The following is a 21,232-nucleotide window of genomic DNA, read 5'->3' as shown; positions in this document are numbered from 1 at the left end:
TGTTTTTGTCTGCTATGATGTTAGAATGACGCGTTTAGGCCCACCAGAATGGTGCGGGTTTTTGGGTAGAAGTTATTGGCGTCTACGCCCGGCGCAATGCCTCCCTGGTTGATTTCAGGGTCAATTCCTTTATAGCCGGTTATAACGAACGCATTATTGACGGACGCATAGACCCGGATGGTTTTTACATACTGGCCCAGTTTTTTGAAATTATAGCCCAGCGTCGCGTTGTCCAGTCGCACATAACTACCATCTTCAATGAACCGGCTGGAGTACTTGAACGAGTTGACATCAGTGGCTTTTTCGTCCGCTACATCGACCAGAATATTGGTAAACTGCGCGGTGCTGGGCCGGAACAGATCGGCACGGGTAGCGTTGAAAATTTTATTCCCAAAAACACCCCGGAAAAACACGTTGAAATCGAAGTTGCCATAGCGAAGTGTATTCGTCCAGCCTACAAGTAGTTTCGGCTGCGGGCTTCCCAGGTACTTATAATCAGTACCAATCGTCGGCGTTGTGGTGAGATCACCTTTCTGACTCACATACTGCGAAACACCTTTGTCATTTTTGCCCGCGTACTGAAGCGTGAAGAATTGACCCAACGGCATTCCCGCCTTTAAAATCTGCAAGGTGCTGCCCGTTTGCCCATTGCCTTCTGGCTGAGTGGTCCGAACGGAATCGCCACCCACAAAAAGTGGATTCGTTAAGCTGGTAATTTTGTTGGTATTATGCGCCAGATTGAGGCCCGTTGTCCAGCTAAATTTAGACGTGCTGACCGGAGTAGCGCTTAAACTAAACTCGACCCCTTTGTTGCTCATACTCCCCCCGTTGGCAATAATGCTACCGACCGGCACCAGAATGGGATCAACGCGATACGAATAAATCATACCGGTCGTATTCTTGTCATACCATTCGAGTGTACCGCTCAATTTACCTTTAAGGACCGTAAAGTCGAGGCCAATATTGGTTGTGGCCGTTTTCTCCCACTGCAAATTGGGGTTGGCAGCCTGAGTTGGGCCGTAGGCAGCCGTTTGAACACCATTGTAATAATACGTACCGAGGCTACCCGATATGAATTGAGCAGTGTAGGCATTGAATCCCGACGAGTTCCCGGTAACGCCGTAGCTGGCCCGTAATTTCAGGTCATTAAACAGGTTTTGGTTCTGCATAAATCCTTCCTGATTAATGCGCCAGGCAGCACCGACCGCCGGGAAGTAACCCCATTGATTGTTAGCTCCAAATACCGAGCTACCATCGCGCCGAATCGATCCCTGCACCAGATACCGGTCCTTGTAGTTGTAGTTCAGGCGGGCAAAATCAGAAATCAACCGTGTTTCCTGATAAATACCGTCGACACCGAAATTCACCCGATAAGAGGACACCGCATAGGGGTTACTGAGAGCGAAATTATTGTAGCCAATGTTATCGACGGGGAAGTTGGTACTCGATGTCTGAAAGCCATCGCCCGAAACGTTACCCTGCCACGAATAACCCAATACGGCGTTTATGGAGTGATCACCAAATTCTTTGTTCCAGGTAAAAAAGGTTTCCAGCACCTTGCGCGTGGTTTGGTACGTGTTTCTGAGCGCCGATCCATTCGTCCCGAAATTCAGCAGGCTGTGGACCAGTGGCGGATCAGGATTGTTGTAGAAGTTGGCACTGTTGTACTGGGTGAAATAGCTGTCGTAGGATTCGCCATGCAGGGATGTCGAATTCTGGTACGAAAGATTCAGATCATACGAGAATCCCAACGGAAGCTGTACATGGGTTGTTAATGACCCCACCAGATTATTGAATTTCGTATTGTCCTTCGCATGATTAATCATAGCGGCCGGATTGAAGTAGCCCGTATTCTGAAAATTTTCAAAATAGCTGCCATCCGGGTTTGTTATAGGCGATACGGGCAAGTGATTGATCATCTGCAACAGCACATTATTACGCAGGGGCGTATTGTTGGCATTGCTGTTCGAATTGGTCACGTTCAGACCAAATTTCACTTTATCGTTAAAGGCATACTGCTCAACCGCCAGCCGGGCAATGACCCGGTTCAGCGAGCTACCCTGCAAAATTCCCTGCTTATCGAGGTAATTGATACTGGCGCTGTAGGTGCTATGATCGGTGCCGCCACTAATCGAAACGTTGTGGTTTTGCGAAATGGCCGAACTCCGCTCAACGGCATCCTGCCAGTTTGTATTCGCTCCTTTATCGTCGGCCGGTGAAAACGATTGCCCATTCTGCGTCAGAAAGGCCCGCAGCTGATCGGCATTCATCATGTTCAATTTGCTGGATACCTTTTCAATCCCGACATAACCGCTATAGGTGATCTGCGCCTGGCCTTTTTTGCCCCGCTTCGTCGTGACCATAATTACCCCATTGGCCGCCCGGTTTCCGTAAATGGCAGTGGCAGCCGCATCTTTCAGCACATCGATGGAAGCAATATCATCGGGCGCAATGATCGAAATATCGGCACCAGGCACGCCGTCAATGACATAGAACGGCCCCTGCGAACTGTTAATCGTCGATGCGCCCCGCAAGACAACCGCTGCCGGACTGTTCGGATCACCATTGGCCGAAATATTCAGGCCCGGCACTTTACCCTGCAACAATTGCCCTACATCGCTGATGGCCCCCCGGTTCAGTTCTTCGGGTTTAATGGTACTGATAGCGCTGGTGAGGTTTTTGCGGGATTGCGTACCATAACCGACAACCACAACTTCATTCAATGATTTGTTATCCGGCAGCAGTTTGATATCCACTGTGGTACGGTTACCTACAACAACCTCCTGGGTGGCATAACCCACAAAGCTGAAAACCAGTGTCGTTTCGGCATTGGGAACGCTCAATTGATAGCGGCCTTCGGCATCTGTATTGGTGCCCCGAACAGCACCCTTGATCACGACATTGACACCGGGCAACCCATCCCCGTTTTCGCCAATTACACGGCCACTTACACGGATGTCGGCAACTGTCGCCATGGGTAATGTAGTCCCAAGCGCCTGTATGGTCGAAACCCCACCTTCTATAGACGGTCTAAGAGCCGCTTCGGTCTGACTGGTACTCCCTGCCGAGCGACTGTCTTTGGTTGGTGTTTTGATAATGTAATACGCCTGATCGTTGATTTTTTTGACAGTTAAGCCATACGGTTTCAACAGGGCCTGGAGCTGTTTGGCTAACGTACCCGAGCGAAGCTGTGCATCGGCCGGAATCGTGATTCCCTGCACGGTCGTTTCTTCAAACAAAATACTAACCTGATGCTGGCGGCTCAAAGTTGTGAGTACTTCTTTCAGCTTTTGGCTCTCTGCGGGTAATACCTGGAGTGTATGTACGGTTTTACTTTGCTGATGGGCCAGCGCGACCGATTGCGCTAAAGCTAATTGCTGGTAGAGTAAACCGAATAAGACCAGCCCTATTTTGGGTATATGTAAATACGACATGATTCGTTTGGTCAGTTAAGTGTTCTTAATTCAATATGACGCCGGGTTCTCACTACGTCCAGATTCAGTAATTCCGACAAAATTTGCAGCAAATCATCCGCCTTTTCGGCCTTGAAATTGCCCGCAATACGCCGTTGGGCGAGTTCAGGATCAGCAATTACCACATCCACCCCGAACCGCTCCTGAATTTGCCGGGCAATCTCGGCCAGTGTTGTGTTGTCGAAATAAAACCAATGATCTTTCCAGGCCAGATAATGACGCGCAGGTGACGATTGTGTTAGCTGGTAGCGCCCCGAATTAGCCACTGTCACGACGTTGCCGGGTTTCATATAAAGCTGTTGTCCCTGAGGTAACTGGAGTTTAACTTTACCCTTGTTGAGAAAAACACGCTCTCCCCGTTTTCGGGCGTAAACAACGAATTCGGTGCCTAATACTTCTACCTGAAGGTTAGCCGGTGTTTGAACAACAAACCGCTGATTCGTTATAGTATGGGTAACCTTGAACTCGCCCTCGCCTTCCAGTAATACCCGACGTGTATCGCTCCCAAAACCAAACCGGGGCACCGTTAGCCTGGAATTGGCATTCAGCATAACCCGTGTCCCATCCGATAGTTGAAACGTAGCCGTCTGGCCATAGGCTGTCTGGTAGGACTTGTTCAATAATTCGGAACGGAACAGAAAAGCACCCAGAAGGCCCACAAGCAGCAATGAAGCCGCGATACTCCACCCTAGCCAATGTTGTGTCCAGACTGTCGGATCAGGTTTTAAGATTCGCTGCGGAAAAGCAGGAGGATGGGTATCTTGTAAAATCTGCTGATACGAATCCAGCGCTTTATCGGCATCCAGGGCAAATTGGGGCCGCTGACTTTCCCACTCATCGAGATACTGGTAGTATGTTTCCTGGTTAGCTTCGTCAGCCAGCCAGGCTTCGATGTATTTTCGTTGGATAGCCGTGGCTTTTCCATCAAAAAAATCAAAAACTATATTTTTCATAAGCGAAGGTTCCATAGCTCATTTCTGATTTGCCAGTTAGACAAGTTGTGCACACATTACCTCACCCACCCTAAAGCATGGCCAATAGACAGCCACATGACCAGTGATATAAACCACTCTGTTTTCAGCTCCTGACGGAGTTTGCTTAGGGCACGGATGAGCAGCTTTTCGACGGCGCTGCTACTGATTTGCATATCCTGCGCTATTTCGGCGTATTTCTTACCCTCAATGCGGCTCAGCAGAAAAGCCCGCTGGCATTGGGGAGGCAGGGATTGAATAACCGAGTCGATTTTCTGGTGAAGCTCGCTGTAATGCAGCACCTGGTCGGGTTGCAGCGATGCAGGAATGGATTGATCGTCAGCCAGTTCCAATGAATCCGATTTGCGTAATTCCCAGCGGAGATAATTGTAAGCCTTATGCCGAACGGCTTTGTAGAGATAGGCCCGGTACGATGTAGTAATGTGTTCAAAAATCCGGTCCTGCCAGAATAATGTAAACACCTCGGCTACTAAATCTTCGGCTACCTCCTTTGAATAGACGAAACGAACAGCATGATTGACCAGATTCGTATAATACCGCCTAAACAGGAACGCACAGCCTTTCTTTGCATCCTGTGCAAATAATTGCCGAAGTATTAATTCATCATCCGTCACTTTGGTTGTGATTTCGGATTGATAGCTAACCAACAGAGGAAGTATGCTGTCGGATTGGTGCTGGTCATTAACTAAAGGTACTGACTGCATACAAACTTGTCTATGATAAGCGGGTAGTACTTAACATAGACAAGTTTGGACTTGCTTACCTCACATAGATAATAAAATATTTTTATAGGTCTACTTTGTTACAGCAAATCGTTTAATATGAGCAACAACATTTCTAGCTAAAATCTTAACTCTCAGTGCACTACATATTCCAGTAAATTTATAGACAATACTATTAGCCTTTCGTCAGGAGCCTGAAGCCGTGCCACGGCTTGTTCGCGCATCATGAGTAACCGTGGCACGGCTTCAGGCTCCTGACGAAAGCGCAATTACCGGATTACAGTACTCACGGCGAATAGTCTATTTTTCTGATTCTACCCAATCAGTGCCTTTCGATAAGCGCTCGGTGTCTGGCCAGTTACGGCGCGAAATGTTTTGTTAAAATGGGACAGGTTGTTGAACCCGACGGCAAAGCCTACATCAGCCACAGTACGGGATGACTGAAGCATCCGGCGAGCCTGATTGACACGGTATTCGTTCACAAAATCGGTGAAGGTCAGATGCGTCATTCGCTTGAAATAACGACAAAACGCTGGAACTGTAAGGCTCGCAAGGTCGGCAACCTCCCGAACATCAACGGGTTGAGTATAATGTTGCTCCACATACTGACAAACTCGATTTATGCGCTCCTGCTCTTTGGGGTTCAGGTCAAACCGAACACCGTCGGCGTGGAGTGGCTCGACATCCGACGCATCGGCCAGTTGCTGTAACACCCGCAGGAGAGTCAGTAATCGCTCAAATGGTGACTGGTCGGGCAGCTGCGCCAGCCAGGAGCCCACCTTTTGCTTGGTATCACCACCAAATGTAAGCCCCCTGTGCGCCCGCTCAAACAATCGCTGAACGCCTTTTAATTCGGGCTTTTGCAGGAATGCCTCGCCCAGAAAGTTATCACGCATCTGCACCACAATTTCCTCGAATTGACCTTCCTGACCATAGCTAAAATTCAGGTGAGGCAGGTTTGGCCCAATAAATACCAGTTCTCCCCCTTCATAGCGCGACACGTTAGTGCCAACCCGGCGCTGACCATCACCGCTGGGAATAAAAACAATCTCATATTCAGGGTGATAATGCCAGTATACCCGGCAGGTTTCCGGCTCTGTATTATGCACAACCCGGAACGAACTACCCGCTTCGGGTTCAATTTTTTCGAATTGGAGTTTCATATCGAAGGAAACGTGTAATGAAGGCCAAGAGAGATTGAGTGCCGATTTCTTTCCCTTTAAGTTCTCTGCTTTCTTTCTTCTTCAATTTAACTGATTTTGTTATCCAGACGACACATAAAAGAAACCGCAACCTGTTTTTAAACGTTTATTAACCAACAAAATGCCAATCATAAACAGCATGACACGAATTCAGTTATTGGCGCTCAATATACTCTTACTGGCGGGTTGCGCACAAGGCCAGTCTAAAGATTATACACCGGCTAAACTGCCTACTCCAAAAGCGGGTGAAGCGGTGGCAACATTCGCGGGCGGATGCTTCTGGGCTTTGGATGAAGGCATGAACCAACTTAAAGGGGTAAACGAGGTCATCTCCGGTTACGCCGGTGGCACCGTTAAAAATCCGACGTACGAACAGGTTTCTACGGATGAAACGGGTCACGCTGAATCCGTACAGGTTTATTATGACCCTAAAGTCATTACGTATTCACAGTTGCTCGATGCGTTTTTTGCTGGTCATGACCCCACCACACTCAATCGCCAGGGACCAGACGTAGGCCGCGATTACCGGTCGATGGTTTTCTACCGGACACCCGCCGAAAAAGCTGACATTGAAGCCGCCATCAAGCGAGTTAACGAGTCGAAACATTACAGTGGTAAAGTTGTAACGGAGGTTGAATCGTTTAAGGTTTTCTATCCTGCCGAAAATTACCACCAGAATTATTTTTCCCTGCATCCCGACCAGCCTTACATCCAGCGGGTCTCGTTGCCAAAGGTCGAAAAACTACGTAAAGCGATGGCAGGCCACCTTAAAAATAATACCGGGTTGACAATGAATTAACCCTTTTTGAACTGAAACAGGTAATGTACCATCAGTTACGGATAATAGATTAATAAAATAGCCAGCAATCGCTGGCTATTTTTGCAATATGAATACAACGATTTCTATCGATAAGCCGCACCGGAATCCATTCGTCCGCAACCTGTTGACGTTTTTTCTGAATCGGCACGCCCTGGCGATTGGACTGGTCTTCGCTTCCGACAGTATTCTGTTCGGTAGCTGGGTCGCTCATATACCGCATGTAAAAGAAAAATTACACCTCTCTGACTCCGAACTGGGCTTAACGCTCTTTGCCATGCCAGTTGGCTTACTGATTATGAATCCTCTGACCGGTTGGGTTATTTCCAGGTTAGGCGAAGCGAAAGCATGTTTCTGGTCGGCGGTGGGTTTGACAGTAGCAGTTCTGATTCCGCTCAATGCACCAAATCCGGCCATTTTGGCTATCGGTTTGTTTCTGATGGGTCTTAACGCAGCCCTGATTAACGTGGCCATGAATACCAGTGCAACCAACCTCGAACGATCACAGGGCATCGTCATCATGTCGTCCTGTCATGGTATGTGGAGCTTGGGGGGTCTGCTCGGCTCGGGCATCGCCGGGGCCGTTATTGCCTTGCACGTGTCGCCTTCGGTACACGTAGCGATCATGTCGGGGCTGATCCTGATCCTGACATTCGTGCTTCAGCCGCTGCTGGCTCAGATTCCGTCGAGCAGTCGGACCGAAACCGGCGAAAAAACGGGATCATCTTTCGTACGGCCCAATCTGGATCTGCTCCTGATGATTCTGATCGGTCTGGCAGTGGCCATGGGCGAAGGGGCCGCCTTTGACTGGAGTGCGGTGTATCTGCGCGAAACCCTTGGGGCCAGCAGTCAGATTGCGGCTCTGGGCTTTGGCAGTTTTTCACTGATGATGACCAGTTTACGGTTTCTGGGCGATGCCATAATCCCTAAAATCGGCTCTAAACGCTGGCTGCAAATTGGCGGTTTATTAGCGGCATTTGGCCTTTTCTTCGCCATCGCACTCCCCTATCCGGCCACGGCGCTCATTGGCTTTGCCATACTTGGGGCAGGCTGTTCGCTCGGAGCACCCATTTTGTATGCAGCCTCCATGCGCGTACCGGGCATTCCACCAGCTGCCGGTTTAGCTACCTTTGCTACCTTTAGCTTCATCGGATTTCTGGCTGGCCCACCCGTCATTGGCTTCGTCGCCGAAGCGTTTGGCCTGTATTATGGCCTGGGCTTTGTAGCCGTCGTGCTCCTCATTTCAGCTGGTCTGGCTCGTATTGTAAACTTATTTTAACCGACAAACATCGGGCAGCAATTTTCAGGACGAAATCATCTCTGGATAAGCTGTCAAAACGTTCCCGGTGTTTACTATCAAAGTATGAAAGCAGTAATTTTTGACATGGACGGTGTGATCGTGGATACGAATCCACACCACCGAATTGCCTGGCGGGAGTATTATCAGCGCTATGGCAAAACGTTGAGTGACAGCGATTTTATTCAATACGTTTCGGGAAAACACAATACCGATATTGTCGCTCACTTATTCGCGGACCGCACGCTTACCGCAGCGGAATCACTCCAGTTAGCTTACGAAAAGGAAGCATTATTTCGGGAACTGTATCAGCCGGTTATCACGCCTGTAGCGGGATTTGTCGACTTTCTGAAAGCGTTAAAAGCGGCTGGTATTCGCACAGCGGTGGCTACGTCGGCTCCCGTCGAAAACCTCGACTTTATTATCGATGCGCTGAATCTTCGTCCTTATTTCGATGCCCTGCTGAACGAAAGTATGGTCAGTCATCCCAAACCTGACCCGGAAATTTACCAGAAAGCAATGGCCCAATTAGGGGTCGATCCGGCAGATAGTGTTGTCTTTGAAGATTCGATGCCGGGCATTCAGGCCGGTAAAGCAGCGGGCGCTTTTGTCGTTGGGGTCGCCACGACCCTAACCCCGGATGAGCTTCGGCCGTTTGTCGATGATGTCATTCGGGATTTTACGGAAATGTCTCTCGATCGGGTACAGCAACTGGTTAACGTTTTTTAACGCGGTAGTTCGCCTTGGCGAAACCAAAAAAAACGTAACTTTACGTACTGACTGTGTAAAACCTGTGCCATTGCGCTGAGCAGTGGCACAGGTTGTTTTATAAGCCCTATGCGTCAACTCATCGTTCAACTCCTGCTTATTCTGACCGCGCTGGTCGCTGAACCGGGTTCTGCATGGGCACAAGGCAAATATGTTATTGGCACAGTGGTCGACCAGACCAGCCAAAAAGGGGTTGACAAGGTTACAGTCATTAACCAACGGACTCGGCAACGGGCCCGAACGAACTCAACCGGCCGTTTTTTCCTGACGGTATTACCCGGCGATTCGCTCATTCTCACGAGCCAGTTGTATAACCGCACGGGCATTCGCTACGACGGCGCCGATAACCCAACCATCACAGCCCTTGCCCTTCCTCCGATGCCTTACCGCGTTGTGGAGCTGGCGGAGGTTACGGTTACAGGAAAACGATATGAAGAAGTCAAGCGGGAGATTCAGCAGCTTTTGGATGAACCCGTAGCCTCAAAAAAAGTAACGGGCGAACAGGCTTTTGACCGGCTGGCCGATGGTGCTGGCGTTACACTGCTCTATGAATTGTTTGCCAAACGGCCCAAATCTGACCGAAAGGCGTATTACATCATGCAGCAGGACCGGCGTCACGCATTGGCTCTCGAACGGTTCCGTTTACTGGTCGAACAGTCGACCAACCTCAAAGCGGATGAAATCGATCGCTTCTTCGATTTCTGCGATCTAGATGATGAATTTCTGCTCAAATCGCAGGACTACGACCTCATCAATACCATTCAGCAACTGCGCAATCGCTACCGGGACGGCTTCAACCGGCCCAGCAAACTCTCCGCCGATCCGGACAAAGCAACTAAACAGCGCTAGTTTAGACGTATCGGTATCAATCAGGTCGGTTTAGTCACGACGACGGTATCCCCAACTCGTATTGTTCCACCCCGAATCACCTTCGCTGTCATGCCTCCGTGTCCACGCATGGCGTTGTAACCGCCTGGCCCAAGCGCCGTTTCCATTTTGGAGCAGGGGTGGCACTGCCCGGTAACCTGAAGTACTACCTCACCAATCTCAATCTGCTGATCTTTGAGCGCCAGCAAATTGATACCTGAAACGACAAGATTTCTACGAACGATGCCCGGATCAAGTTCGTCGCGGCCAGTCAGCGCAGCTACGACCGGCAAATGCTCGGCCTGAATGAGCGTAACGTGACGATTTCCGCTTTGGCCGCTGTAATGATCACCCAGCAGCCCCTTCTTTTCCGACACGTCGACCGATTGCACAACGACTACGGGGTTCCGCCGTTCTGGCCGAATGCCGATCCACTCTACCCGGCCCGGACGTGGAAATATGTTGAATAAGTCTTTTATATTCTCCATTCAATACGACAACAGAGCCAATTCCTGCAACGATCACTTTCGTCCGATCTGGCTCTATTACGTTAACAACTCTTTCAGGGCATTCATTTCTGTAGTTGGCGCAGCTTTTTCGTAGAGAATAGTATAAACCGCGTCGACAATCGGCATTTTGACATTAAATCGGCGGTTGATTTCGTAGATACTCTTGACCGCGTAATAACCCTCGGCAATCATGTTCATTTCCGCCTGCGCCGATTGAATGGTATACCCACGACCGATCAGGGTGCCGAAAGTTCGGTTTCGGCTGAATGGCGAATAGGCCGTTACCAGTAAGTCACCGAGGTAAGCCGAGCCACTCAGGTCACGATGCTTTGGATAAATAGCATCAACAAACCGCTTAATTTCCTGCATGGCGTTGGACACTAACACAGCCTGAAAATTGTCGCCATAGCCCAGCCCGCGCGTAATGCCGCAAGCTAGTGCGATGATATTTTTCATAACGGCGCTGTACTCAATGCCATAAATATCATCGACAGGTGTGGTCTGCACGAACCGGCAGCGGAGCAGGTTCGATACAGTGTCAGCACAGGCCGGATCGGGCGAGGCAATGGTCAGATAGGAATATTTTTCAAGAGCGACTTCCTCAGCATGGCAGGGACCGGCAATAACCGACATTCGCTCTGACGGAACGCCATACTGCTCGCTAACCCAATCGGTTACCAGCTGATTTGCCCCCGGAATCATGCCTTTGATAGCCGATATGACGCACTTGCTGGTGAAGTGTTCGGGCTTTATCCCGGTTAGGGCATCGGCCACAAAAGCGGCTGGAACCGCCAATACAACATACTCACTATCTCGAAATGCCTCCCGAATTTTTGTACAGACTTTCACCTTCCGGGTATTGATCTGCACATCGCTCAGATAGCTGGGGTTATGACCAAACTTTTTAATGTGTTCCGCATCAGACGTTTTGCGAAGCCACCATTTTATACTGACGTTATTTTCGGAAAGGATTTTGACGAGCGCAGTCGCCCAACTTCCCCCACCTACCATTGTCAGTCGAACGGGTTGCGATACTTTCATGGGGTAAAGAACGGAAGAAAGCCAATGCCTGACAAGTTTGCCAGCCAGGCTTTTCCGTACCAAACGACCGATGACTAAGTTGTCTTACCTATTAGAAAGTCATGTGCTATAGGGTGTTCTATTTTTTGCATATTTGTCCGTCTACACCTCCGTAACACCACTCTAAATCTGCCTTTTACCTTAAAATGGAAGCCTTTTTACTCTTTGTTTTAATTGTGTTGGTCATTGTCGCCAACAGTCGGTTTAGTGCCGTCAAACAATTGCTCGAAAACCAGCATACCGATCTGACTAACCTACGGAATGACCTACTTAAATTCAGGAATGAAATCGTCAACAATGCCGGTCCTGCTCCAACTCCCGAACTAACAACCGAACGCACCGTCGAGAAGCCACCTGTCGTGGCAATTCCTCCCATAGAAGTGCCACCGGTAGTTGTAACGGAACCCGAGCTTGTGTTGCCTCTGGCAACTGTACCTGACATCAGACCCGAGCCAACATCAGAAATACCCTCTCTTCGGCCCATTCCTCAACCCATTATTCCAGCGGAGCCAACGCCTTCATTTTTCCAGCGTTTTCTCGCTGAAAATCCCGATCTGGAAAAATTCATCGGCGAAAACCTAATCAACAAGATTGGTATTGCAATTCTGGTTGCGGGGATCGGATACTTTGTCAAATTCGCCATCGATCAACAGTGGATCAACGAAATTGGCCGGGTCTTCATCGGCATTCTGGCTGGCGGACTTTTGTTGGGAGTAGCACACCGTATGCGCAATTCGTTTGTAGCCTTTAGTTCCGTGCTGGTCGCGGGTGGCTTATCGGTGCTTTATTTTACCATTGCCATCGCCTTTTCGGACTATAAGATTTTTAGCCAGACAGTGGCTTTCGTGCTGATGGTCGTCATTACTGGATTTTCGGTCCTATTGGCCATTGCCTACAATCGTCCTGCTTTGGCCGTCATGTCGCTCATTGGTGGATTTGCCACCCCCTTTATGGCTAGTTCGGGCCAGGGAAATTACATCGTTTTATTCACCTACCTACTTGTTTTAGATTGTGGGATGCTGGTGTTAGCCTATTTCAAAAAGTGGAATATCGTCCATTTTGTGGCTTATGGTTTCACCGTGCTTCTTTATAGTCTGTGGCTTAGTGGTGAAGTCAATGGCGTAAAGAATGCTCCTTATGTGGGAGCCCTGATCTTCGCCACGTTATTTTATCTGGTGTTTATGGCGATGAATCTGATTTATAACCTGAAGGAACGTAAGAAATTCTCGGCGGTAGAAATCAGCCTGCTTATGAGCAATACGGCGTTCTACTACGCGGCCGGGATGTTCATTTTAAGCTCTATTAATCAGGGTGCCTACCAGGGGCTATTTACAGCGGGCCTGGCGGTTATAAACGCGGGCATTGCCTTGCTTTTATACCGACGTGAATTCGTTGATCGTACCCTCATTTACCTGCTTATCGGGCTTATAATTACATTCGCCAGCCTGACAATACCCGTGCAACTGGATGGCAATTTTATCACTATGTTCTGGGCGCTGGAGGCTGTATTGTTATTATGGCTGGCTCAGCGTTCCGGAATTACATTAATCGCGACAGGAGCTATCGTTGTCATGGGTTTAATGCTGATCAGCCTGACCATGGACTGGGCGAATCTTTACGGTGTAGCGTCTACTCCTCCCCTGCCCATTATACTCAATAAAGCATTCATTACCAGCAGTATTGCTATCATCGGCCTCCTATTAACCAATCGGCTGCTTCGGAATCAGACATCGCCTTTTCAGTTATGGATGGGTCAGTTGAGCGTACCAGCTTATACCCGGATCATACGATACCTCACGCTTTTGACAATTTATTTAAGTGGTGCGTTCGAAGTAAATTATCAGCTCATAACGGCATTTGGTTTCGGTCCCAACCGTACGATTTTGCTGGGTACATATCATCTTTCGTTTGCCTTTGTACTCTTGCTGATAGCCCGACGCTATCAGGTTCGTAGCTGGCTCCTACAAACGTCGGTAATTGGACTGCTTGGCCTGATCCTGTTCATAACGCTATTCAGCCCTGCCGTTCTTGAGCTATTAGGTACGTATTATCGAGGAGATGAACCGAGCTTAATTGGCTATCCGCTCCATTATCTCAGTCTGGCTGCGGTCGTTGGCATTCTGGTTTTGGGAAGCCAGGTCAAGTCGCTTCTGGAGCCTATACCACCACTAATTACTAAAATCTGGCCCTGGCTTCTAGGATTTGTCGTGGTTTATATCGCGAGTTATGAATTGGCTGCTCATGTTATTTTCTTCAACTTTTCGGCAGCCGATATTGCCCGCCAGCCGTCTCAAAAAATTGTTATCGATGATCGCTATTACGCTCTGCTCGTGCAAACCAATAAGGTAGGACTGCCGATTATTTGGGGGCTGTGCGCCTTTGCCTTCATGTATCTGGGCCTCACCCGCCGAAACCGTGCATTCCGGATTATGTCGCTTAGCTTATTTGCACTGACCCTACTGAAGTTATTCTTTTATGATCTTCAGGGCATTTCCGAAGGAGGACGCATTGCCGCCTTTATCTCATTAGGTGCATTATTGCTCATCATATCGTTTATGTACCAGCGAATCAAGCAGTTAATACTAGCCAACGATACGACACCACCGACGGCTGAACAATGACCCACTTCATTTATCTAACCATAGCCAGCCTCTTCATAACGATAACAAGCCAGGCGCAATCGTTTCGTCTGGAGGCTCCTGTCGAAGCGGTTCAACAATCGGGCTATCATCGTATTCAGTTACCACCCGATGTTGTTGGGCAGCTCAATATGGGGCTGACTGACATCCGGCTTTATGACCATCAAAAGCATGAGATTCCCTATGTATTGATTCGTGAGCAACCGGGTCGGATTGCCCAATTTATCGACTATGAAGTCGTGAGTCGAAACGCGTTACCGCATGTGGCCACGACAGTGATTCTACGAAATCGGGCTAAAAATCGGATTAATTCACTCGGCCTTCTTATTAAAAATACAAACGTGGGTAAAAAGGCCAGACTTAGTGGCAGTTCAGACGCTCAAAACTGGTATGCAATTGATGATAATTTGTGGCTGGAACCCACCCAGACTAACGCTAGTACAACCGAAACGAAACGACTGGACTTTCCCCTAAGTGATTACGAGTATTACCGGCTCGACATCAATGACTCGTTAAGTACCCCATTAAATATTTTACGAATTGGCTACTATCTGACAGCGGCCAAAGCAGGCGATTTTTCGCTGATTCCTGATGTCACGATTTCGCAGAGAGACAGTAGTGATAAACAAACCTACATTCACCTTAGCCGAACCCGTAATGCCCGCTTCGATAAACTTAGTATCCGTTTCAAAGCGTCTGCACCATTTAGACGGCAGGCCGCTGTTGGTCAATTTCGTACCCGGAAAAAGAAACGGGGCCGCCTAGAACAGTGGTTTGACATTGTACGCACGGTCGAACTAAGCTCAGCAGATAGCAGTGTGATCTACCTGCCGGGCCTGAAAGCAAAGGATTTATATGTCATCATCACGAATGACGACAATCAACCGCTGGTTGTCAGCGATGTTCGGGCGTATCAGTATGCCACATTTTTGTTGGCGAACCTGACGGCTGACTCAGCCTATCTACTCCGTTTCGGTGCCAAGAATAGTGCCGCTCCAGCTTACGATCTGGCCTATTTCAAAAATAATCTTCCGGCCAATTCGCCAATCGTTCAGGTCGGAATTGTTCGTTCTATCAGCTCCAGCAAGACCGAAACTACGTCTCTTTTCAGTGATCGTCGGATCATCTGGCCTGCATTAGGGCTGGTGTTGGTGATGCTGGGGATTTTGTCGTATCGGATGTTGCGGGAAATGGGAAAATCGAACCCCAAACCAGACCTATAAGGTTTTTAAAACCTACCGAGTGTGTTTGAGTAAGCCTATTTTGAACTAAACGAAGGGGGCCACTCGTCAAGAAGGTGTGCAAAACTCCTATTCGATTGACTTAGGCCCTTTGCAGTGGCAAGTTATCCAACCCCTAATTCAAGTCCAACGGCAAAGTAAATGGAAATGGCCCATCAAACTAATCGTGGAAGCCGTGCTCTAACTGACTAAAAATGCCGCCACTTGGTGTGATTTACCCCAGGGCTTTTCCCCCTGGCGGAACGTCTACTGGTATTTTTATAAGTGGGTGGCGGATGGTACGCTTGAAGGGATCGTCACCAAACTGCCTCTGGTACATCGAGTGGCCCAAGGGTGGCCCCCTGCCCACCCAGGTGATAATCGATGCGCAACGTGTGCGCTCAACCGAAACGACTGGCCAACAGGTAGGCTATGATGGCTACAAGCGAATCAGAGGCCGTCAGCGGCTGATTGCTGTTGATGAGTTGGGGAACCTATTGTGGCCGCCAACCACCATGAGTGCACCAGGGCGGCATGCTATTGGCCATCAGCCCTGGTAAAGCAACCGCTGCTAGAGCGCGTGAAGACCATCTATGCCGTTGCCAGCTTGAGCAGACACTTTGCCCGGATTGCCACCCACACAGGCCAACAAGTACGGGTGCCGGCTCATCCGATTGCCAAAGCCAACGAGTCGCTCTTAACGGCCAAACGCTGGGTGTTGGAACCTATCTTTGCCTTGTTGGGCAAGTATCGTCGGTTAGCCAAAGACCATGGACGCCCTCCCCACACCAGTGAAGGCTTCAATTGGGTGGTTCATAGTCGGCGCACGCTAAAATGGATCATCCACTAACTCAAACACACTCATAAGGTTTAAATGAGCCGGGCACTAGTTTGAGATAGATGGGTAACTGGCGAGCAAATCCTGCCAGTTACCCATCTATCATTTCAGGCTTGTTGTTTCAGCAGCATCGTCTGTGGTACGAGTAAAGGTAAAGTAACCCGAAACCAGCCATCCTGTTCTTCAATCATGGGATCTGGCTGATTCAGAAGCTGATATTTAATGGATATGTTCGACAAACCCACGCCATTCGATTCGACCCGCAATGGTTTCCGTTGCAACGTATTTTCGACAATCAGTTGTTTCTGATCGGTCGTACGGATACGAATAAGGAGTGGTGCTTCGGGCAGAACAACGTTATGCTTTACTGCATTTTCAACCAGTAACTGCAAGGTTAGCGGTGGAAGCCAGGCCTTATTATAAGCCTCATCGATAGATACTTCCAGACTCACATTGTTGCCAAACCGGGTTCGGAGCAGGTGAAAATACGAATGGATAAAGGTCAGTTCAAGATCCAGTGTCGTTAATTCATTTTCGTTACTCCGCAGCAGATAGCGGTAAACGCTCGATAATTCATCGACAAAATCATTGGCCTGCCGGGGACTTTCGTCGATCAGTGACGACAGCGTATTCAGACTGTTGAACAGGAAATGTGGATTAATCTGACTCTGTAAAGCCCGCATCTGCACTTCCGTTTTTTCATGCTGGAGCTGCTGCATGGCGAGATCCGCTTCGAGCTGTTCACGATAATGCTGTTCGCGTTCGTTTTCCAGATTTTTTTCGACAACGGCCTTCCGAACGGCTTCGCGCCGATGCCGGTACGAAATACCCAGCGAAAAGAATATCAGATCCAGCACGACACCCAGTTGAACAAACAGATCAGGGTGTTGCCAGAACGGTAATTTCAGGCTAAGATCAGACGAACGAATCAGTAGAAGCAGCGTAATCGAGTGATTGATCATCAGGGAGGCAGTACCGGCAACAAAGAACCGGGCCACCATGTCTTTTGATCGATAAAACGTGAAAACGATATAACCACCCACCGTCAGAAGGGCAAAGCGAACCGGATGAAGCAGTAAATCGTGAAGCTTTGTTTGCCAGAAATCGGTAAACAGATAGATGTACGTTTTGGTCACGCAGTAGAAAACCAACACCCACTGTACGCGGGTTACCCAGTACAAAAAACGGGGCCGCCCCCGAAGTTCCAGAAAAATTTTGGCTAGCTCCAGATACAGAATATACGACGAATACGACAGCAGCAGCTTGTAGAAATTTCCAATATTTTTAGGCAGGCCAAAGTGATTAATGGTAAAGTAAATGGCCCAGGTCAGCGTATAAATGGTATAAAGGCCGTAAATGCGTTCCCGATACATGAACCATTGTACGGCATTGGTCAGCAACATGGCAATCACCATGCCCAGAAAAAGGGGTGACCAGGCTTCGTAAGTCATTGACGGTGTCTTCCTTATGATTGCCCAAAAGCAAGAACGAATGTACAAAAAAATATAGATGCTTCAATCAATTGGTTTAATAGTCGGTAGAATGATGTAAAAACGGTTCATGCCCATCTTTTTCCGTTTCAGGAAGCAGAGTCTTGATTTACCAACCGTATATCAACCATTTTTGGGATAGTAAACAACAGAAAGCAGGTAGTAGTCTATCTCCCAGGCCATGAAATTCCTTGATATTGAACTTTATACAGCCGATCCGGCAGGGACCCGGCGATTCTACACGCAGCAATTAGGGCTGGATATTCTGGCCGAATCAGCGGACTATATCACTCTGCAATTGGGCTGGACACGCCTGACATTTAGAGCGGTAACCATTCCGGTGGCTCCTTATCACTTTGCCATCAACGTTCCGGCCGGCACTCTGGAAGTATGCATGCATTGCTATCAACTCGATTATCTGGACACACAGGCTGTTAATCAAACGATTGCCGATTTCCCCAACTGGAATGCCAGAGCCTGTTACTTCTACGATAACAACGGCAATCTGCTCGAATTCATTGGTCGAAACGAACTGTTACTCGACAACCCGAACCTGACCATCGGTGATTTGTTTCAGGGCATCAGCGAAATAGGTATTGTAACCGAGAACGTGTCTTATACGACCCGCCAGCTCAAACAACAGTTTGGCGTAACGCAATTCAGTCGCTCAACACCCATGTCCGACTTCAACGCGCTCGGCGACGATAATGGGTTGTTCATTCTCTCAAAGGTTGGCCGCAACTGGCTATTTACCAATACACCGGCTGGCCTGTCTTACTGCCGGATAGTATTCGAGACAAAGCCTAACGGAGACATACAAACGTTGTTTAGTTATCAGGTAAATCAGTCGCCAATTGGTTCAGCCATTGGGTAATGACGAGAAATGAATAACGGCAAAACCGGTTCATAACCAATTACACAGTTATTCATTTCAACGACAAAATACTACGGTTGACCATTGGTTTGTTGCACTTGGTTTCAGTCACACTTCTGTAAGAGCGAACGCTCTGCCAACTTTGTCAACATCAACTCCTTCCTCTTTTTATAACCAATATCATGAAACCCGTTAAACAACTCTTTTTACTGGCACTGCTTACAGCTAGCTACTGGCTGATTGCCGCCCGTTCCAGCGATGTACTGGCCGACCTGGGCATTGGTCTGGGTAAACTCCAACAAGATGTACTGCTCAATCTGAAGGAACCCAAATGGTTCTTTTTCAACAGCACCTCAACGATTCGTACTATGGCCCGCCGACTCCCCGAATCGTCGAGGGCGGCTACAGTGCGGACGTTAGGCAAAACCGTTCGGACGTACGTTGAATCATCCGTTTTTCGGCAGGAATGGCTTCAGGATCTGAAGCAGGAGTACCCATACAACGATGCCTACAGCCCCGAAAATCTGGCAAAGAAAAAACAGGAGCACGATGCCGGGAAAGTGGCCGCAGAAGGGCAATTGGCAAACATGGATCAGGCCTTTGCTCAACTAGACCCGGCTATGCTGCAAATGGGCATCCGCTCGCAATTGCCGGAAGAAGAAAGGAAAATAGCCTCGCTCTCCGGCGATGAGCGTACAGAGCGGACACGCTATATTGCTGACCTCAAAAAGATGTTATCGCTCCCAGCGGCCGACTTCAAAAAGCAGTACTTAGCCTATCTCAAACAGCAGGCACGGGGAAACATGGCTAAACCAGCCAACGATTCGGAGGCCGACCGGGAAGGTATTGCCCGGTATCGCCAACAAAAAGCCGAATTTGACGCCCACGCGGACTTTAAACCCTTACTAAAAAAGCGGCTACAGGATTTTATTGAACTCAGCAATTCAGTTGATTTTGAAGCCAGGCTCGTGCCGATGGGATCTAAACAGGAATTTGCCAACCCGCTCTACCAGCGCAAACCAGCCGAATGGAAATTTCTGTATCGCCTAGGTAAAGAACCGGTTGCAGAAGCTCGTTCGTTTGCGCAACAGTGGCTGGCCGACCTCCACTAAGTTAACACAGACAGGCCACAGTACGTAAGTATGGAAAAATAGCAACTGAAGTCCTCAATTCATTAACTCATTCTGGGACACTTCGTCAATCCATTACCTAAAATACCGTTTCATCCTCTGAATTTGTCACATGAGCCCACTCACCATTTTCGGAAGGTGAGTGGGCTTTTATTTTTACATTACCAACCCATAAGCGGTTGACTACCTGTGAGATCGAAAAATCATTAATTTTACCCGCATCGTGATTCCCCGTTTTGTTCAACCAAAATCGCTTTTGGAACATCCTAACGACAAATGGCTCCGCTGGTTTGTTATTCCACTGGCGGTCCTGCTGGCTAATCTCCTCTTTTTAAGGGAGGGCTACTACAACCTGCGGCTCTACGTAGGCTGGTCGCTTGTTGGTATCGGCTATGCTTCGCTCATGTGGCATGTGACCCTGCAATGGCTGATGTACATCCGTCGGCGATATTCCGACATTAAACAAACCCGTAAACGAGTATTTATTACGTTTGGCGGCTACCTGGCGATCACAGCCAGTATGCAGGCTATGATTGTCTGGCTCTCAGGCGCAACCGGGCTGAGCAGTATTCCGGCTACGGGTGAGGTATATGGTAAATTTATAGCCGTCAGTCTGGTTTGGGTGCTCATTGTCGGGACTATCTATGAGGTCATCTATTACCTCCAGAAATACCGGGAAGCTTTACAGGAAGCTGAAGCGCTGAAAAAAGCAGGTCTGCAACAACAATATGATCGACTGAAAAATCAGGTGAATCCGCATTTCCTGTTCAACTCGCTCAATTCGCTATCGGCGCTCATTGCCGAAGACAGAACGAGGGCCTGTGCGTTTCTGGATGAGTTATCGAGTGTTTATCGATACCTGCTACAGGCCGGACAACGCCCCATTGTAACGCTCTGCGATGAGATGACGTTTTTTACAGCGTATCGTTATCTGCTCGATACACGCTTCGGAACGACTATTCACTGGGACATCCGGGTCGATGACCAGTTTTCGGATCGGTGGCTCCCTCCGCTCACCATCCAGACACTCATTGAAAACGCCCTACGCCACAATCTGCTGTTACCTGAACAGCCACTGACAATTTGTATCCTAACGACCAACGACGGCAACCTGGAAATTAGTAATGGTATTCAGCGTAAGAAACTGACCGTGTCAACGCAACCAGGCGGACTAAGCAGGCTGGCCACCCGCTTTGAAACCCTTGGTCTACCCCGACCTATTATTGAAGACGACAGTCACCTGTTTACTGTTCAGATTCCGCTGGTCCGTACGTCGCAGACCCAGGAGAATTTTATCGCCGAAACCCAGTAGTC

18 protein-coding genes are annotated in these 21,232 nt (G+C 48.7%); 11 read left to right on the top strand and 7 right to left on the bottom strand.

Features of this window, described 5'->3' with window-relative positions:
- Positions 1 to 20 precede the first annotated feature (20 nt).
- The 4 genes from G8759_RS08630 to G8759_RS08615 form a co-directional block, all read right to left on the bottom strand.
- Positions 21 to 3,434 (bottom strand): SusC/RagA family TonB-linked outer membrane protein, encoded by a 3,414-nt coding sequence (locus G8759_RS08630; RefSeq protein ID WP_197933108.1) that lies wholly within the window; start codon positions 3,432 to 3,434, stop codon positions 21 to 23.
- 11 nt (positions 3,435 to 3,445) lie between these two features.
- Positions 3,446 to 4,426: a FecR family protein gene (locus tag G8759_RS08625; RefSeq protein ID WP_232074183.1), complete on the bottom strand. Its 981-nt coding sequence runs from the start codon at positions 4,424 to 4,426 to the stop codon at positions 3,446 to 3,448.
- Between the two features lie 56 nt (positions 4,427 to 4,482).
- Complete coding sequence (locus G8759_RS08620) at positions 4,483 to 5,169, bottom strand: RNA polymerase sigma-70 factor (protein WP_167207024.1); 687 nt, start codon at positions 5,167 to 5,169, stop codon at positions 4,483 to 4,485.
- A 332-nt stretch (positions 5,170 to 5,501) separates the two neighbouring features.
- Positions 5,502 to 6,350: a helix-turn-helix domain-containing protein gene (locus G8759_RS08615; RefSeq protein ID WP_167207022.1), complete on the bottom strand. Its 849-nt coding sequence runs from the start codon at positions 6,348 to 6,350 to the stop codon at positions 5,502 to 5,504.
- A 178-nt stretch (positions 6,351 to 6,528) separates the two neighbouring features.
- Here G8759_RS08615 and msrA point away from each other — a divergent pair, with 178 nt between their 5' ends.
- From msrA to G8759_RS08595, 4 genes are all read left to right on the top strand, one after another.
- A complete protein-coding gene (msrA, locus tag G8759_RS08610) occupies positions 6,529 to 7,188 on the top strand; it encodes a peptide-methionine (S)-S-oxide reductase MsrA (protein ID WP_167207020.1) in 660 nt (219 codons plus the stop codon).
- 88 nt (positions 7,189 to 7,276) lie between these two features.
- Positions 7,277 to 8,485, top strand: a complete 1,209-nt coding sequence (locus G8759_RS08605) for an MFS transporter (protein WP_167207018.1) — start codon at positions 7,277 to 7,279, stop codon at positions 8,483 to 8,485.
- A gap of 84 nt (positions 8,486 to 8,569) precedes the next feature.
- The gene (locus G8759_RS08600) at positions 8,570 to 9,232 is read left to right on the top strand and encodes an HAD family hydrolase (protein ID WP_167207016.1); all 663 of its coding nucleotides are present in this window, start codon (positions 8,570 to 8,572) and stop codon (positions 9,230 to 9,232) included.
- 108 nt (positions 9,233 to 9,340) lie between these two features.
- On the top strand, positions 9,341 to 10,120 hold the full coding sequence (locus G8759_RS08595; protein ID WP_167207014.1) for a peptidase associated/transthyretin-like domain-containing protein: 780 nt from the start codon (positions 9,341 to 9,343) through the stop codon (positions 10,118 to 10,120).
- Positions 10,121 to 10,140: 20 nt separating this feature from the next.
- Here G8759_RS08595 and G8759_RS08590 read toward each other — a convergent pair whose 3' ends face one another.
- Both G8759_RS08590 and G8759_RS08585 read right to left on the bottom strand, forming a co-directional pair.
- Positions 10,141 to 10,626 carry an MOSC domain-containing protein gene (locus G8759_RS08590; protein WP_167207012.1) on the bottom strand — a complete coding sequence of 162 codons (486 nt, stop codon included), beginning with the start codon at positions 10,624 to 10,626 and terminating at the stop codon, positions 10,141 to 10,143.
- A 57-nt stretch (positions 10,627 to 10,683) separates the two neighbouring features.
- Positions 10,684 to 11,688: an NAD(P)H-dependent glycerol-3-phosphate dehydrogenase gene (locus G8759_RS08585; RefSeq protein WP_167207010.1), complete on the bottom strand. Its 1,005-nt coding sequence runs from the start codon at positions 11,686 to 11,688 to the stop codon at positions 10,684 to 10,686.
- Between the two features lie 185 nt (positions 11,689 to 11,873).
- On the opposite strand from G8759_RS08585, the gene G8759_RS08580 reads away from it, so the two are divergent.
- The 4 genes from G8759_RS08580 to G8759_RS08565 all read left to right on the top strand — a co-directional run bounded on the left by G8759_RS08580 (position 11,874) and on the right by G8759_RS08565 (position 16,436).
- Positions 11,874 to 14,348, top strand: a complete 2,475-nt coding sequence (locus G8759_RS08580) for a DUF2339 domain-containing protein (protein WP_167207008.1) — start codon at positions 11,874 to 11,876, stop codon at positions 14,346 to 14,348.
- Positions 14,345 to 15,589, top strand: a complete 1,245-nt coding sequence (locus G8759_RS08575) for a hypothetical protein (protein ID WP_167207006.1) — start codon at positions 14,345 to 14,347, stop codon at positions 15,587 to 15,589. Before G8759_RS08580 ends, G8759_RS08575 begins: the two co-directional genes overlap by 4 nt.
- A 212-nt stretch (positions 15,590 to 15,801) precedes the next feature.
- A complete protein-coding gene (locus G8759_RS35815) occupies positions 15,802 to 16,146 on the top strand; it encodes a hypothetical protein (protein ID WP_232074182.1) in 345 nt (114 codons plus the stop codon).
- Positions 16,147 to 16,166: 20 nt separating this feature from the next.
- Positions 16,167 to 16,436 (top strand): hypothetical protein, encoded by a 270-nt coding sequence (locus G8759_RS08565; RefSeq protein WP_167207004.1) that lies wholly within the window; start codon positions 16,167 to 16,169, stop codon positions 16,434 to 16,436.
- A gap of 95 nt (positions 16,437 to 16,531) precedes the next feature.
- On the opposite strand, the gene G8759_RS08560 is transcribed toward G8759_RS08565, so the two are convergent.
- Positions 16,532 to 17,875, bottom strand: a complete 1,344-nt coding sequence (locus G8759_RS08560; protein ID WP_167207001.1) for a sensor histidine kinase — start codon at positions 17,873 to 17,875, stop codon at positions 16,532 to 16,534.
- Between the two features lie 220 nt (positions 17,876 to 18,095).
- Between G8759_RS08560 and G8759_RS08555 the strand changes: the two genes are divergently transcribed.
- From G8759_RS08555 to G8759_RS08545, 3 genes are all read left to right on the top strand, one after another.
- Positions 18,096 to 18,788 carry a VOC family protein gene (locus G8759_RS08555; RefSeq protein ID WP_167206999.1) on the top strand — a complete coding sequence of 231 codons (693 nt, stop codon included), beginning with the start codon at positions 18,096 to 18,098 and terminating at the stop codon, positions 18,786 to 18,788.
- Positions 18,789 to 18,970: 182 nt separating this feature from the next.
- On the top strand, positions 18,971 to 19,900 hold the full coding sequence (locus G8759_RS08550) for a hypothetical protein (protein WP_167206997.1): 930 nt from the start codon (positions 18,971 to 18,973) through the stop codon (positions 19,898 to 19,900).
- 274 nt (positions 19,901 to 20,174) lie between these two features.
- Positions 20,175 to 21,230, top strand: a complete 1,056-nt coding sequence (locus G8759_RS08545; RefSeq protein WP_167206995.1) for a sensor histidine kinase — start codon at positions 20,175 to 20,177, stop codon at positions 21,228 to 21,230.
- The last annotated feature ends 2 nt before the right edge of the window (positions 21,231 to 21,232 follow it).

The organism is Spirosoma aureum, assembly GCF_011604685.1.
GTDB classification, from domain to species: domain Bacteria; phylum Bacteroidota; class Bacteroidia; order Cytophagales; family Spirosomataceae; genus Spirosoma; species Spirosoma aureum.
The sequence above is the reverse complement of the archived record's forward strand: the minus strand, read 5'-3'. Positions and strand labels throughout refer to the sequence as shown.

What these genes read in the sequence shown, in the direction of transcription:
- G8759_RS08630 (WP_197933108.1), bottom strand. Translation starts at nt 3,434, where the DNA reads ATGTCGTATTTACATATACCCAAAATAGGGCTGGTCTTATTCGGTTTA.
- G8759_RS08625 (WP_232074183.1), bottom strand. Translation starts at nt 4,426, where the DNA reads ATGAAAAATATAGTTTTTGATTTTTTTGATGGAAAAGCCACGGCTATC.
- G8759_RS08620 (WP_167207024.1), bottom strand. Translation starts at nt 5,169, where the DNA reads ATGCAGTCAGTACCTTTAGTTAATGACCAGCACCAATCCGACAGCATA.
- G8759_RS08615 (WP_167207022.1), bottom strand. Translation starts at nt 6,350, where the DNA reads ATGAAACTCCAATTCGAAAAAATTGAACCCGAAGCGGGTAGTTCGTTC.
- msrA (WP_167207020.1), top strand. Translation starts at nt 6,529, where the DNA reads ATGACACGAATTCAGTTATTGGCGCTCAATATACTCTTACTGGCGGGT.
- G8759_RS08605 (WP_167207018.1), top strand. Translation starts at nt 7,277, where the DNA reads ATGAATACAACGATTTCTATCGATAAGCCGCACCGGAATCCATTCGTC.
- G8759_RS08600 (WP_167207016.1), top strand. Translation starts at nt 8,570, where the DNA reads ATGAAAGCAGTAATTTTTGACATGGACGGTGTGATCGTGGATACGAAT.
- G8759_RS08595 (WP_167207014.1), top strand. Translation starts at nt 9,341, where the DNA reads ATGCGTCAACTCATCGTTCAACTCCTGCTTATTCTGACCGCGCTGGTC.
- G8759_RS08590 (WP_167207012.1), bottom strand. Translation starts at nt 10,626, where the DNA reads ATGGAGAATATAAAAGACTTATTCAACATATTTCCACGTCCGGGCCGG.
- G8759_RS08585 (WP_167207010.1), bottom strand. Translation starts at nt 11,688, where the DNA reads ATGAAAGTATCGCAACCCGTTCGACTGACAATGGTAGGTGGGGGAAGT.
- G8759_RS08580 (WP_167207008.1), top strand. Translation starts at nt 11,874, where the DNA reads ATGGAAGCCTTTTTACTCTTTGTTTTAATTGTGTTGGTCATTGTCGCC.
- G8759_RS08575 (WP_167207006.1), top strand. Translation starts at nt 14,345, where the DNA reads ATGACCCACTTCATTTATCTAACCATAGCCAGCCTCTTCATAACGATA.
- G8759_RS35815 (WP_232074182.1), top strand. Translation starts at nt 15,802, where the DNA reads ATGCCGCCACTTGGTGTGATTTACCCCAGGGCTTTTCCCCCTGGCGGA.
- G8759_RS08560 (WP_167207001.1), bottom strand. Translation starts at nt 17,875, where the DNA reads ATGACTTACGAAGCCTGGTCACCCCTTTTTCTGGGCATGGTGATTGCC.
- G8759_RS08555 (WP_167206999.1), top strand. Translation starts at nt 18,096, where the DNA reads ATGAAATTCCTTGATATTGAACTTTATACAGCCGATCCGGCAGGGACC.
- G8759_RS08550 (WP_167206997.1), top strand. Translation starts at nt 18,971, where the DNA reads ATGAAACCCGTTAAACAACTCTTTTTACTGGCACTGCTTACAGCTAGC.